We start from the raw sequence: 15062 nt of genomic DNA, 5'->3' as shown, positions 1-15062 counted from the left end.
GAAATTCAAGCTCAATAGAGCGAATAAATAAAATTTAAATTTACAATGATTACAGGGAAAAACTATATTGGACTAGATACATCGGCCAAGAACAGTAGAACATATTCAACTTTCAATCCAAAATTGAATAAACCTACGGAATGGATTTTCCATGAGGCCTCTAAGGAAGAGGTAAATGCCGCAATTGACAAGGCTGCGATAGCATTTGAAACATATCGCACTTTCTCGGACAGAAAAAAAGCAGAATTTTTAAGGGCCATAGCCAGTGAAATTGAAGCCTTGGGCGACGAACTGATTTCAGTTTATGTCCAGGAGTCGGGTTTGCCGGAAGGCAGGGCCAAAGGCGAACGCGGTAGGACCATGGGACAACTTCATGCCTTTGCCACCTTATTGGAGGAAGGCTCATGGGTAGAAGCTACCATAGATACCGCTCAGCCGGACAGGGAGCCGTTGCCAAAAGCGGACATTAGAAAAATGTTGCTTCCCTTAGGTCCTATAGTTGTATTTGGTGCCAGCAATTTCCCATTGGCCTTTTCCACCGCTGGGGGAGATACCGCCAGTGCTCTTGCTGCAGGGTGTCCCGTAATTGTAAAAAGTCATCCCATGCATGCCGGTACCGGAGAATTGGTAGCCTCCGCTATAGCCATAGCAGCCAAAAAAACAGGAATGCCCGATGGTGTATTTTCCAATCTAAACAGTAGTGATTTAGAGGTTGGACAGCTATTAACCGTACATCCCAAAGTAAAAGGGATAGGTTTCACAGGGAGTACCAATGGAGGTATGGCCTTATATAGATTGGCAACACAAAGAAAAGAGCCGATCCCTGTGTTTGCGGAGATGGGCAGTATTAATCCCGTAGTGGTTCTTCCATCTGCCTTGGAAGAAAAAGGGTCCGAATGGGCATCCCAATACGCGGGTTCCATTATGTTGGGAGCAGGCCAATTTTGTACCAATCCAGGACTTATTATTGGCATTAAAGGACAGGCCATGGATAGTTTTACCACCCACTTGGGCAAGGAAATAGAAAAATTGGATCCTACCTGTATGTTGCACCCCAACATACACGAAGGTTATGAAAAAGGAAAAAAGGAATTGTCCTCCCAACCCAACACTAAAGAAGTAGCCTCCTTTAAAGGGCAGGTTGATCCCAATTATGCCGAACAAAAAGTATTGACCGTTGCAGCAAAGGATTTTTTGGAGAACCCCGTGCTACACAGGGAGGTCTTTGGCCCCTTCTCTATTGTTGTACAATGTCAGGACAAATCGGAATTGGCCACAGTAATCCAGCATTTGGAGGGACAATTAACCGGAACCATCCTAGGAACGGAATCCGAGATAAAATCCAGTCCGGAGGTAGTAAACGCCCTGGTAAATAGAGTAGGACGCATCATCTTCAACGGGGTTCCCACAGGAGTGGAAGTTTGCCCATCCATGATGCATGGAGGCCCATTTCCATCCACTACGGACAGTAGGTTCACTTCCGTTGGAACCTCGGCAATAAAACGATGGGTAAGACCAGTGTCTTTCCAAAGTTGGCCGGAAGAATTATTGCCGGAAGCCTTAAGGAACAATAATCCCTTGGACATTATGAGGCTAGTAAACGGCGAACATACCAAACAGAAAATATAGATTAATGGCCAGGAAGACCTTTTTTTGCGTGGATGCCCATACCTGTGGCAATCCCGTTCGGGTGGTAGCCGGGGGAGGACCAAATCTATTGGGGAACAATATGAGCGAAAAGCGCCAGCATTTCCTTAAAGAGTTCGATTGGATTCGGAAAGGTTTAATGTTTGAACCAAGAGGCCATGATATGATGAGCGGAAGTATTTTTTACCCGCCCACCGACCCCGAAAACGATTTTGGTATTCTGTTTATAGAAACCAGTGGCTGTCTCCCCATGTGCGGACACGGTACTATAGGGGCAATAACCATCGGGATAGAAGAAGGTCTGCTAACCCCAAGGGAACCGGGAAAAATAAGAATGGAAACCCCTGCCGGTTTGGTGAATATCCAGTATCAACAAACAGGCAAAAAAATTGATTGGGTAAAATTAACAAATGTTAAATCGTACCTAGCGGCATCCGAACTGACTGTGAATTGCTCCGATTTAGGGGAGCTCGTCTTTGATGTCTCATATGGCGGCAACTATTATGCTATTATTGATCCACAAAAGAATTTTAAGGGTATCCAGGATTATTCTGCAGGAAAATTGGTCCAATACAGTCAAGAGATAAGGGAGAAGATAAACCTCAAATATCCAAACAAATTTATCCACCCAGAGAATCCAACGATCAATAGTGTGAGCCACATAGAGTGGACGGGGAAAACGATATCACCCGAAGCTACGGCAAGGAATGCTGTTTTTTATGGGGACAAGGCTATAGACAGATCTCCATGTGGTACCGGAACCTCTGCACGTATGGCACAGTGGCATGCCAAGGGGAAGCTAAAAGTGGGAGATGAGTTTATCCATGAAAGTTTTATTGGTTCCCAATTTGTTGGGAAAGTGGAAGAAGAGACTAGTTTGGCCGGAATGAAAGCCATTATCCCCAGTATTAAGGGTTGGGCACAGGTTTACGGCTATAACAATATCATTATTGATGATGATGATCCATATGCCCACGGTTTTCAAGTAATATAGAATGAAAAAGAACGTATTGATTATTGGCGGGGGAATAGTAGGACTCTGTTCTGCCTACTTTTTACATAAAGAGGGCCATAATGTTACCCTATTGGACAAATCTGATATTAGCTCGGGAGCCTCCTTTGTCAACGCTGGATATATTACCCCCAGCCATATTATTCCCCTTGCTTCCCCTGGGATGATTTTAAAAGGCATTAAATGGATGTTCAATTCATCCAGTCCATTTTATATGCAACCCCGTTGGGATACCGATTTTTTTAAATGGTCCTGGTATTTCCATAAATCCTCCACTAAGAAAAAGGTAGCTCTGGCCATTCCCCTGATCAAGGAGATAAACATATTGAGCAGGGAACTTTTCACTGCTATTAAAAACACTGGGGATTTAGGGGATTTTCAGCTGGAAAGAAAGGGCTTATTAATGTTGTATAAAACCGACGCAGAAGGAGAACATGAAATGGAGGTCGCTAAAAAGGCTTCCTATTTAGGTCTGGAAGTTAATTCCTTGGACAAAAAAGCGTTGAACAAATTACAACCCAACCTTACCATGGATGTTAAGGGAGCCGTTCATTATGAGTGCGATGGACATACCACTCCGACCGAGTTCATGAAAAAAATGTTGGATTATTTAAAGCGAAGCGGTGTAATCATAAAAACCAATGAGGAGGTTACCGATATTGTGACAGATAATGGCCGAATAACCACCGTAATTACAGATAAGACCCAGTATTCACCTGAAGAAATTGTATTGGCGGCAGGCTCTTGGAGTGAAAAATTATCCAAGAAAATGAACCTTAAACTTCCCATACAGGCAGGAAAGGGATATAGTATAAATGTAGCAAGACCTACCAGGATTACCATTCCCGCCATTCTAATGGAAGCCAAGGTAGCGGTAACTCCAATGGCAGAATACACCCGTTTTGCAGGTACCATGGAATTTTCGGGAATTAACGATATTATTAAAAAACAACGTGTTGAGGCCATTGCCAAGGCTGTCTCCCAGTTTTATCCTGAAATAGAAATCAACACCAAAGAAATAGGGGATGCCAAAAGCGGTCTACGCCCAGTTTCTCCAGACGGCCTGCCCTATATTGGAAAATGTAGTTCCTTAAAAAATTTAACCATTGCCACAGGACATGCCATGATGGGCTGGAGCCTAGGACCGGTTACAGGACAACTGGTCTCGGAAATAATTTCGGACAAGAAAACATCTATGGACATAAATGGCTTTTCGCCAAATAGAAAGTTCTAATGCACAATACTAGCTGACCAGAAATGTATTTTAAACAGTTTTTACATTTCTGGTCGACTATTATGTATGCCAAGATGGTTAGTGATCATGACCAGCATTCTCGCCCAACAAATTAAATCCACCCTTAACGATTACCTGGTCATTATCCTTAAGTTCGCCAACATCGGTGATGGCTATATAACCGTTATAACCGTCACCCGTCTGTACCCGATTTGTTTTAAAAACATTTACCTCATTGTCTTCGGAAACCAGTGATAAAACATATTGCTTGTTGTCCATGGTAACAACACTCTCACTGGGCAAAGCCTTCATAACCCTATTTTCGGTAATAATGGTAGCTTCTACAAACATCCCTACAGCAAAATTGTGATTTTCATCATCATGTAAATGGCCATGTATTTTCACGGTTCTACTATCAGTATCAATAGAAGTACCGACCAAATATACCTCCGCCTCGAAATATTCTTGTGAGGCCTCTGAAATCCTAAAGCGAATTTTTTGATTTTTTTTGATTTTCATAACATCCTTTTCAAACACGGATAATTCCAAATGAATATGGTCCGTATTTATGATCTCCATTATTTCATCCGAAGGGGACACATACATACCCTTACTAACATTTACTTTGGTGATACTGCCATCAATAGGGGCGAAGATGGTTACTTCGGATACAATTATTCCTTTTTCCACATTTCCTGGAGAGATATTTAGCATTTTAAGCTTTTGTCCCAAACCGTTATACCTGGCAAGAGTGCGTTTATATTCGCTCTCCGCCTTTAAAAAATTCTTTTCTGAGGTTATTTGCTCGGCAACCAAACTTTTTTGTCTTTCATATTCCGATTTAAGGTAGCTTAGCTGTTCAAAGCTTTCCTGATATTCCTGTTGTATTTGAACGAATTCCGGATTTTCCAGGCTCAGCAAGGGTTGCCCCTTTTTTACTTTATTACCTATTAAAAGGGGAGTCCTTTTTATATATCCGCCAGAAAAGGCACTAACTATTGCCTTGTTTTGAGGTGGGACATCTATAGTACCCGTAACCTCCACCACCACCGGAAAATTTTGCTGGCTAAGACTCCCTAACGCCATTTCTTCTCCTTCAAATTGAGCTCTTGTAACCTTTATGGTATTTGCATTATCGGCACTTTCCTCCGCAATGCCTTGGTCATTATCTTTATTACTAAAATCCCCACAGCCCATAACATTGAACAAAAGGATGGATAAAAGCGAAATATATAGTATACGTGACATAGTCTTTATTTTATAGGTTTATGAAATTAATTGCAATGACCGTTTGATTATAGGCATTTAAATTTTCCAGATAGGCAAGGGTTATATTATAGCCATTTTCCATACTTTGGATATATTGGAAGAAGTCAATTTCCCCACTTTGATAACTTAAGGTAGCAGTTTTAATAATTTCATCGGCAAGACCCTGACCTTCGGTCTCATAGTAGGACAGTACCTCTTGATACTTTTTTAACTGTCCCATTAGTGAATCGTACTTGACCCTAAGCTGTACCCGGTAATCCTGTGCTTCGGCTTGGGAAATATCCTTGGCTATTTTGGCGGCCTTTATTTTTGAGGCGTTACCACTAAAAAATAATGGAATTTTGATACCCAATTGAAAACCTTGGAGATTCTCTCCCAAATTGGAATTGGTGCCCTGGAAATAATTGAAGTTCAGATCGGGCAATAAATGCTGTTGTTCAAGATTACTTTTGGCTACGAACATTTTACTTCTGTTTTCAAAGTAGGCCATACCAACATTTTCCTCGATAATGATATCCTTTAACTGCAGTTTTTCCATAGGCAGGGTATTGACCAACAAGGTAGAATCTGGTTGTACCACTTTAATCAACTGATTATAGGCAAGCTTAACATCTTCAATGGCTTTTTCATAAAGTGTCCGAAGTTCCCTTTGCTTGGCCTGGGCCGTTATTTTTTCCAAATAATTACTCTCCCCCAATTCAAACTTTCTTTGTGCGGAGTAGGAAAAGCGTTCATACATCCGATTCAATTCACTATAGGTCTTTTCCTTTTGTCTGGCATATTGCAGTTCATGATAGCTAGACGCCAATTCCTGTTCCAGAATTTGCCTTTTCAGCTCATAATTACTACTTTCTATAAGATAATTGGCTTTATTTACTCCTTTGGCAGCAAAATATACGGTTGGGAAAAGGAAATTTTGCTGTACACCGAATACCTTCAATGGTTTGTCGTTAAAGGCTAAGTTATTTTGGTCGTAATGATAATAGAACTCTGTCTTGTCAAAGTTGTAGGCACTTGCTATCAGTGCCTTGGATTCATCTACTTTTAATTTAGATGCTTTTAGACCAGAATTCCCCTTGAGTGCCATTGCACGTATTTCCTCAAAATTAAGTCCTTCCTCCTGTGCTTGAACCGATGTGGCAGACACCATAAACAGTATAATAATTCCCAGTATCTTTGAGCTGCCTTTAATTTGTAACTCCTTGTGTTCATCGTTTAAATGAAAAATAGAGTAGAGGATAGGCAGTACTACCAATGTTAGAATGGTTGCGGTAATAAGCCCTCCAATAACCACGGTGGCAAGTGGTCTTTGCACCTCTGCCCCAACGTTGGTGGAAATAGCCATTGGAAGGAAACCAAGTGCTGCAGCGGATGCAGTAAGCAAAACCGCCCTCAATCTATCTTTGGAGCCTTGGATAATCAACTCATCAGAATCTTCCATACCTTGGTGTTTAAGTTCTTTAAAATGTTCTATCAATACAATCCCATTAAGGACAGCAATTCCGAAAAGGGCGATGAAGCCAACTCCCGCAGAAATACTAAATGGCATGTTCCTTACAAATAAAAGGAGTATACCACCTACAGCTGCCAAAGGAATGGCCGAGTAAATAATCAATGCTTCCCTTATAGATTTAAACGCAAAATAGAGCAATATTAGAATGAGGACCAACGCCACTGGTACGGCAATTTTTAAACGATCCTTGGCACTTTGTAGATTCTCGAACTGCCCTCCATAGGTGATGGTGTAACCTATAGGAAGTTTTACATTTTCCTCGATGAGCCTTTGAACGTCGTCCACTACAGACTGAAGGTCCCTATTCCTCACATTGATACCCACAACGATCCGACGTTTGGTATCGTCCCTGGAAATTTTGGCCGCTCCGGTGGTGTAGGATATCTGGGCCAACTCCCCTAAGGGAATTTTACCCGCTAAGGGGGTGTCCACATACAAATTCTTTAAATTGGTAATGTCCTGTCTACTTTTTTGATCCAGCCTTAGGGTAAGATCAAATCGTTTTTCCCCTTCAAAGACACTCCCCAGATTGGCACCTGCAAACCCCATGGAAATAATACTGTTTAAATCGGCAATATTAAGACCGTACCTAGCTATCTTGGCGCGGTCAAATTTTACGTTCATTTGCGGAAGTCCTGCAATTTTCTCTACCGTTATGTCCGCGGCCCCATCAACATTCTTGACCAAATTTTTTATTTCATTCCCTTTCTTATTAAGGATCTCCAAATCTTCGCCGAAAACTTTAATGGCGATATCTGCACGCACTCCCGTTATTAGTTCATTAAAGCGCATTTCAATGGGCTGGGTGAATTCCACCTCCATTCCCGGGATTACGGCCAAGGCCTCCTTAAACTTATCGGCCAGTTCATCCTTACTTTCTGCAGAAACCCATTCCTTTTTGGGCTTAAGGATGATAATAACATCACTCTCCTCCATAGACATAGGGTCCGTGGGCACTTCGGCCGCACCAATTCTGGTAACCACCTGTTTTACCTCTGGAAAATTATCCAATAGTATCCGTTCTATCTTGGTGGTAATTTTAACCGTTTCGCTCAAGGATGTCCCGGTCTTCAAAACAGGTTGTATAACAAAGTCCCCCTCGTCCAGGGTGGGAACAAATTCCCCTCCCATAGTGGTAAATAAATATATGGACCCCCCCAATAGCAAGACAGAAATGGCCAACACCATTTTTTTCTTTTTAAGGGCCCAACGAATAATGGGATCGTAGGATCTATTTAGAAAATCCATAAGGCGTACCGAAATGTTTCTTGGGGACGCGGTAGAGGGTTTAATAAATATTGAAGCTGCTACAGGCACATAGGTAAAACACAGGATCATTGCACCTATTAAAGCAAAACTAAAGGTTAGTGCCATAGGCTTGAACATCTTTCCTTCTACACCACTTAAGGACAAAATGGGAATAAATACGATTAATATGATCAGTTGTCCAAAGATGGCCGAGTTCATCATTTTGGAAGCGCCCTTAATGGTTATTTCATTTTTTAAAGTCTGTTGGGCCTTAGCGCCGAGCAGTTGCAATTCACTCTTTTTAGCGGTTATTTGAAAGGCTATGAACTCAACAATAATAACCGCGCCATCTATAATGATCCCAAAATCTATGGCCCCAAGGCTCATGAGATTGGCATCTACCCCAAAAATGTACATTAAGGAAAGGGCAAATAACAAACAAAGTGGAATTACGGAAGCTACGACCAAACCCGAACGAAGATTCCCCAGCAACAAGACAACGACGAAAATAACGATCAAACAGCCCAAGATCAAATTCTCCGCTACGGTGAAAGTTGTTTTGCCTATAAGCTCGCTACGTTCCAAAAATCCATTGATGAAAACACCTTCAGGCAAGGTTTTGGAAATTGCATCTATGCGCTCATGAACCGCTTCAATAACCTTTTTGGAATTGGCATCCTTGAGCATCATTACCTGTCCCAAAACCTTTTCCCCTTCGCCATTTCCAGTGATGGCCCCAAAACGCGTGGCACTTCCGTAACCAACTTGTGCTACATCCTTAATATAAATGGGAAGGTTGTTGGTGGATTTAACCACAATGTTTTCAATATCCCCCAGCGAGGAAATAAGTCCTTCTCCCCGAATAAAGTAGGCCTGGTTTACTTTTTCGATGTAGCCACCGCCCGAAACACTATTATTTTTCTCCAAGGCCGTAAATATATCGGCAATGGTTATATTCATAGCGTGCAGCTTTTGGGTATTTATGGCCACTTCATATTGTTTTAAATAGCCACCCCAGGTATTTACTTCCACAACCCCTGGAATTCCAGACAGCTGTCTCTTAACCACCCAATCTTGGATGGTACGAAGGTCCATAGCGGAATACTTGTCCCTATACCCCGGCTTGGTATCCAGAATGTACTGATAAATTTCGCCAAGACCAGTGGTGATCGGGCCCATTTGGGGAGTACCAAAACCTTCGGGTATTTTCTCGGAAGCCGATATTAATTTTTCGGAAATTAACTGCCGTGGCAAAAAAGTCCCCATCTTATCCTCAAAGACAATGGTGACCACCGACAGTCCGAATTTTGACACCGAACGAATTTCAATAACGCCAGGTAGGTTGGCCATTTCCAATTCCACCGGATAGGTTATGAATTGCTCCATATCCTGGGTGGACAAATTTTGGGAAGTGGTTATTACCTGTACCTGATTATTGGTTACATCGGGTACGGCCCCAATGGGTATTTGGGTCAAGGAATACAATCCAAAACCTATAATGGATATTGTTAGTAAAAAAACAATCAATTTGTTCTTTACACTGAATAGTATAATATTGGATAACATAATTCATAGATAATAAAGATTACAAGCTATTGAAAAACAACTTGTTAAATAATGATTTAAATCAGTAATGAATTATGCAGTCTTGGGGGGTTGAAAAATGTCGGAATTTTCTATTTGGCGATACGATTCTTGATAAAAAAAGTTTGAAGTGGTATCTGCCACCTGAGGCGTTTTGGGAACCGCGAAATCAGCGCCGCACATTACAAAGGCAATGGAGAAATGGGAACAGGTTTGATGATTAAAGGGCAAATCTTCGTGATCCTCATGTTCTTCCTTATGTTCCAAATTATGCTGGGTTTTAAGTTCCCCATAATGTTTTGAGATAAAAACCAACAAATTGTCACCGTATTTTTGTTTATGGAACTGGGCATGGGCCAAGAAATCATCCAACTGGGCAACATCAACCATGTCCAAGTTAAAACTTTGGAACAACAATAGTAGAGACAGGGTTATGGAAAATATTTTGCTCATTTATACAGTAAAGATATAAAAAAATAGCTTTCCCGATATGGGCTCTGCCTTACTTTTCGGGTGTTCTATTCAATTACCACCAAGGCCTTGATCAAGGCCTCTTTTTTATGCCTACTTAAAGGAATGACCTGTTCGTTTATCTCTACCGTGGAACCGTTGAAATTTTCAATTTTTTCCAGATTAACGGTATAGGACTTATGGATTCTCAAAAATTTATCCTTGGGCAATTGTTTGGCAAATGCCTTCATGGTAGAAAGTACTAAAGTCTTTTTTCCATTTGAGATAACTTTTACATAATCTCCATAAGCCTCTATCCATAAAATCTCGTTCAGGACTAATTTTGTTTTCTTTAGATTACTATTTACATATATGTACTCTAGCACTACCTCCTCTGCATTTTGAAGTTCATACTTGTTGATCGCCTTTCTAATGGAGACATCGAAGCGCTTTTTATCCAATGGTTTCTGTAAATAATCGGTTACATCATAATCAAAGGCCTTCATTGCATAGTTCGGGTTACCGGAAACAAGGATAACCTGAGGTTTATGCTCCATGGATTCCAAGAACTCAAACCCGTTAAAGCCCGGCATTTCAATATCCAAAAAAATTAAATCCACAATACTGCTTCCAATGTCGTTTTTGGCATCCAAACCATTATCGTATTCATTTATAAGATCCAGCTTGGAATGTTCCTTTATAACCTTGGCCACTGCACGTCGCTGTAAGGTGGAGTCGTCTATTAAAATGCATTTTAATTTAGTGTTTTTCATGGTCGAAATTTGAACAAGCCACCATAAGGTATTAAAGTTGAGCAAGACCAAAGTTTGGGAACAGCCCAAATTTCCCGCTACCATTGGCCACAGGAATACCATCAACTTTAATGCCCAGGGTTAGTGTTTGGCATTTTATAAGAAACAAATATACAGTATGTTATACTAAAATTAATTCTAAATTATTATAAATCGCCGAACCCTTATGCAATAAGGGTTGACGCAATTTAGTACCTGAAAATGTCGACAAAAAAAATGGGTTTTGTGGTTCAACAAATGAAATGCACCTCCTAAAAACCAGACATTTTATATTACCTGGAAGGTGGCCAACCTATCGTATTTCAATCAACTACGATTAGTGTAGTCCTCTTGACAATAGTTTGGAAATTTTCATTTTTCCATTAACAAATATAGCACTGTCAAGGGCAAATAAAAGGTATTAAACCTCAGGGCAATCCTGTCTGCCGACAAAGGCAGGCCTGTCTGCCGACAAAGGCAGGCCCCGAACCCAATAATAGGAATCGACCCTAGGGTAGAGGTATTGAACCTAGATCACGCCGAAAAAGCGGGATTAGTTCAACTTGCAATTTTAAGTGAGTCTTACTGACTTCTCAAAATTGAGTTTCACTAATAAATATTCCTGGCCCAATCTTCCCAATGGTCACAATTCACTTCCCGGAATTATCTAAATTGAATTATCTTTATAAAATCATCCCCCAAATCCATGTTTCAAATATGTACCCAAACTATGTAACTCGAAAGAGAATTATTCTCAACTAAAACCTAATTGTAATGAAAGTACATCCTTATTTAAATTTTGCCGGGCAGGCAGAGGAAGCGTTTAATTTCTATAAATCGGTCTTTGGAGGCGAGTTTTTGGCCAATATGAAAATGTCTGAAATCCCTGAAAGTGATAAACTCTCCGAGCAAGAACAAAACCTTACCATGCACATTTCCCTACAAATTGCAAAGGACACTGTTTTAATGGCTTCGGATATTATGCCTTCGGCCGGACAGGTTTTACAAGCAGGCAGCCAAACCTATATCATGTTGACTACAGAAAGTAGAGAGGAAGCAGATCGATTGTTCAAGGGACTTTCCAAAGGAGGTAATGTTGAAATGGATATGGATGATATGTTCTGGGGCGATTATTTTGGCAGCTTCGTTGACAAGTTCGGTATTCGATGGATGATCAGCTTCAACGAAGACCAATCAATGTAAGTTATGCTTCGCATAATCTTTGGATCTTAAATTAAACACACAACATACAAGTGTTTAAAAATCAAAAATTTAATGGAATTATATTGACTTTTAATTCTAAATAAACCATTATGTCCAAGATCACCTCAAAAAACACTGTAGAAGATGTTTCAACATACATTGCCAATTGTCCGACAAAAATGCAGGAGGTTTTGGAAAAATTGCGAAATACCATACTAAGGGCAGCGCCCGAGGCGGAAGAATTGATAAGTTACAAAATGCCAGCCTATAAATACCATGGTATGTTGGTGTACTTTGCTGCCCACAAAAAACATATCGGATTCTATGCCACACCTACGGGCCATAAAGAGTTTGAAAAAGAATTGGCGCCCTACAAACAAGGGAAGGGCTCCGTTCAATTTCCATTGGACCACCCCTTGCCTTTGCCTTTAATTACCAAAATCGTAAAATTTAGAGCAAAGGAAAACCTTGTAAAACATCAGAGTAAACTACCTCGGGGCAAGCCCGCGAGGCATTTGTAGGAAACGAACTTTAATTTTCGAGGCAAGTCTCGGGGTATTATACCCTTTGGCGGTGCCAATAAAAATTAGGTCTTGGATAGAATGCCAACAGCTGGCAGACCGTTATAACATGGGTCTTGATTATATTATTATGATTGGGGACAAAATTACAACCGACTTCAATTTCTACGTAAATTCCCAATTTACTAACTTAGTGGTTACCAAAATTAAATGAAACCATACTATATCATAGGTCCATTATGGCCAAAAGCCCAATACTATGCTATTGTTATCTTCTTTTTTGCTTTTATTATGACTTATTAAAGACTAATTTTGGCATATGATGAAAAACTACTTGATCCATATTCTTTTGCGTATTGCCCTTGTTCTGGGTATTGCCTTCCCTCTAGGTACGTCCGCTCAAGAAATAAAAGTGTTTTCTGTGGAAGATTTTGATTTAAACGGCCCCGTTAAATCCTGCTTGGTTTCGACCGACTATGGAAAAGAGGAATATGCCTTCAACGAAGATGGCCTTCTTACAAAGGCAGTTACGCGTTATAATGATACGGATTACGACATAACAATTTACAAGCTGGATGGATCTGCACTATTGGAAAAACGGCTGGAAAATTATAGGGATGGCGTTTTTGTAAAGAATACCTCCATTGCCAATTTTTATGAATTGGATACCACTGAAGGGAAAAAGATTACGGAAAAAATAATTTCATATAACAAGGAATTCTTAGAGCAATACGAATATAGCTATGGGGAGGATGGCAAGCTTTCTACCATAAAGCGAATCAATGACAGCGGTATTGATGAAACTGCCCTGAAATATGAAGTTTATAAAGGAGAGTTTACCGTTACTTATTATTTGAACGATATTATATTCAAATCAATAAGAACCTCCAAGGTAAAAGGAAAAGACAATACGGTCCACAAAATGATTCTGACCAAGGAATTTTTGGAAGGCTTACCTCAAAAGGCCCTGGAACAAACCTATGACAATTCCAATAAATTAGTTTCCGAAAAAAAGTTCGTCTACAACGAGGGCCAAAAAACATTTATTCCTACCGAGAGTTTTATTTACACGTACAATGACAAGGGTATGCTAACTTCACTAAAGACCCTAGTTGGTAAATCTGTAAAAGTCCAAGAATTTATCTACCAATATGATAGCCACGAATCGGGCAACTGGATCAAACAGATCATTACCCCGGACAACACTTATAAAACCAGAAAAATCAAATATTACGAAAAGGAACCTATAGAGGAAGTCAAATCCTAAATCTTTTTTTTAATTACAAAAGTATGGATTTACCCCGCTTTGAAGATGCTTCAAAGCATTAGCCCCATTCCTCCTTTAAAATACCATAACAACAGGTATTTCTTTTAAACCCATCCAGCAGGTAAACATTTTTGCGCAAAATACCCTCCAATTTCGCCCCCAATTTCTCCACTGCCCTTCGGGAACGAACATTGCGCTCGTCGATTCTAAATTCAACCTTTTCGAACAACATTTCATTAAACACATAATTGATCATGAGAAGTTTTGCCTGACCATTGAGCCCAGTGCCTTGAAATTCCCTTCCAATCCAGGTAGCACCTATTTCAAGAACCTTATTTTTCCGGTCGATATTCATAAATCGGGTACTTCCTGCGTACTTTTCATTTTTTTTGTCATATATGATGAAAGGCATTGCCAAAAAACTCCTTTCTTTTTCCAAAGCTTGTTCAACGTAATTTTTTAGAGCTTCGGAAGTCTCAATATCGGAAGGAGAATACTGAACAAGCTTTTTCTGACCGGCAATAGGAAGTAAATAATGGTAGTTGCCCAAAGAGAGTGGCGACAGTTTCACAAAATCGTTTTCCAGGATCGGAGTGGCATTTTTCATTTAATTAGGTTGATTAAAACTTCCTTGTTTATTTCATGTCCGCCTTCAAATTTAATCAATTCGGCTTTTCCATTGAATAGGGAATCCATTTTTTCCTTCTCATTTTCAAGACGGGCTTTGGTTATAAATTGATCTTGGTTGCCCACTACCAATTTTATCCTGGCATTTCCGGTATGTAAGAATTTAAAATCCTCTGGAGTGAGTTCCTATGGAATTCGTCCTGCATATAATATTAATTGATCCAGTTCTATTTTGCGTTTCGCAGTCCAACGGGTAGCTATGGATACCCCTTGGGAAAACCCCAATACCAATAGTCGGCAATGGGCGGGAATTTTTTCCGTGGCAAAGAGCTTATCCATATAGTTCAGAACATTTGTCGTTTCCAAGGCCGTGTTTTCCTTCGTAAGCCAACTAGCCCCAACATGCTTGAAATCCGTGTTCAAATAATACTTTGAGGGAGCTTGTGGGGCTATTATATAATTTTCTTCTTTGGGCAGTTCACTAAAATATTTAATAAAATACCTGCTCAAAAACCCAATACCGTGAAATACGATCCACACGTTCCTTGTCTTTTCATTTAAGGTATTCATGGTACTGTAGGTATTGGCCGTTGTGTATGAAATTTGTTTTTCCTCTGATGACATAAATTTTGGGATAAGGGATAAAGTAACGCAATTGTTGAATTTCTAATGCTTAATTTTACAAAAAAATAATTC

At 40.2% G+C, this 15062-nt stretch carries 12 protein-coding genes; 6 read left to right on the top strand and 6 right to left on the bottom strand.

Features of this window, described 5'->3' with window-relative positions:
• The first annotated feature begins 45 nt into the window (after positions 1-45).
• From C7972_RS06305 to C7972_RS06295, 3 genes are read left to right on the top strand one after another with little or no spacing between them, the layout of a single operon-like run.
• Positions 46-1629 carry an aldehyde dehydrogenase (NADP(+)) gene (locus tag C7972_RS06305; RefSeq protein ID WP_110355369.1) on the top strand — a complete coding sequence of 528 codons (1584 nt, stop codon included), beginning with the start codon at positions 46-48 and terminating at the stop codon, positions 1627-1629.
• A 4-nt stretch (positions 1630-1633) separates the two neighbouring features.
• Positions 1634-2641, top strand: a complete 1008-nt coding sequence (locus C7972_RS06300; RefSeq protein ID WP_110355368.1) for a 4-hydroxyproline epimerase — start codon at positions 1634-1636, stop codon at positions 2639-2641.
• A 1-nt stretch (position 2642) separates the two neighbouring features.
• Positions 2643-3893, top strand: a complete 1251-nt coding sequence (locus C7972_RS06295) for an FAD-binding oxidoreductase (RefSeq protein ID WP_110355367.1) — start codon at positions 2643-2645, stop codon at positions 3891-3893.
• Positions 3894-3971: 78 nt separating this feature from the next.
• On the opposite strand, the gene C7972_RS06290 is transcribed toward C7972_RS06295, so the two are convergent.
• The 4 genes from C7972_RS06290 to C7972_RS06275 all read right to left on the bottom strand — a co-directional run bounded on the left by C7972_RS06290 (position 3972) and on the right by C7972_RS06275 (position 10730).
• Entirely contained in the window at positions 3972-5141 is a 1170-nt protein-coding gene (locus C7972_RS06290; protein WP_110355366.1) for an efflux RND transporter periplasmic adaptor subunit, read from the bottom strand.
• Positions 5142-5151: 10 nt separating this feature from the next.
• Entirely contained in the window at positions 5152-9489 is a 4338-nt protein-coding gene (locus C7972_RS06285; RefSeq protein ID WP_110355365.1) for a CusA/CzcA family heavy metal efflux RND transporter, read from the bottom strand.
• 72 nt (positions 9490-9561) lie between these two features.
• Complete coding sequence (locus C7972_RS06280; protein ID WP_110355364.1) at positions 9562-9960, bottom strand: hypothetical protein; 399 nt, start codon at positions 9958-9960, stop codon at positions 9562-9564.
• Positions 9961-10025: 65 nt separating this feature from the next.
• On the bottom strand, positions 10026-10730 hold the full coding sequence (locus C7972_RS06275) for a LytTR family DNA-binding domain-containing protein (protein ID WP_110355505.1): 705 nt from the start codon (positions 10728-10730) through the stop codon (positions 10026-10028).
• A 792-nt stretch (positions 10731-11522) separates the two neighbouring features.
• On the opposite strand from C7972_RS06275, the gene C7972_RS06270 reads away from it, so the two are divergent.
• The 3 genes from C7972_RS06270 to C7972_RS06260 all read left to right on the top strand — a co-directional run bounded on the left by C7972_RS06270 (position 11523) and on the right by C7972_RS06260 (position 13739).
• Positions 11523-11951 (top strand): VOC family protein, encoded by a 429-nt coding sequence (locus C7972_RS06270; RefSeq protein WP_110355363.1) that lies wholly within the window; start codon positions 11523-11525, stop codon positions 11949-11951.
• 110 nt (positions 11952-12061) lie between these two features.
• Positions 12062-12472 carry an iron chaperone gene (locus C7972_RS06265; RefSeq protein WP_110355362.1) on the top strand — a complete coding sequence of 137 codons (411 nt, stop codon included), beginning with the start codon at positions 12062-12064 and terminating at the stop codon, positions 12470-12472.
• Positions 12473-12791: 319 nt separating this feature from the next.
• Positions 12792-13739 carry a hypothetical protein gene (locus C7972_RS06260; protein WP_110355361.1) on the top strand — a complete coding sequence of 316 codons (948 nt, stop codon included), beginning with the start codon at positions 12792-12794 and terminating at the stop codon, positions 13737-13739.
• Between the two features lie 58 nt (positions 13740-13797).
• On the opposite strand, the gene C7972_RS06255 is transcribed toward C7972_RS06260, so the two are convergent.
• On the bottom strand, positions 13798-14346 hold the full coding sequence (locus C7972_RS06255) for a GNAT family N-acetyltransferase (RefSeq protein ID WP_110355360.1): 549 nt from the start codon (positions 14344-14346) through the stop codon (positions 13798-13800).
• Positions 14347-14552: 206 nt separating this feature from the next.
• Positions 14553-14990 carry an alpha/beta hydrolase gene (locus tag C7972_RS06250; protein ID WP_309148914.1) on the bottom strand — a complete coding sequence of 146 codons (438 nt, stop codon included), beginning with the start codon at positions 14988-14990 and terminating at the stop codon, positions 14553-14555.
• Positions 14991-15062 lie beyond the last annotated feature (72 nt).

Source organism: Arenibacter sp. ARW7G5Y1 (genome assembly GCF_003201775.1).
Taxonomy (GTDB): Bacteria; Bacteroidota; Bacteroidia; order Flavobacteriales; family Flavobacteriaceae; genus Arenibacter.
Note: the sequence above shows the minus strand (reverse complement) of the source record. Positions and strands in the feature narration are given on the sequence as shown.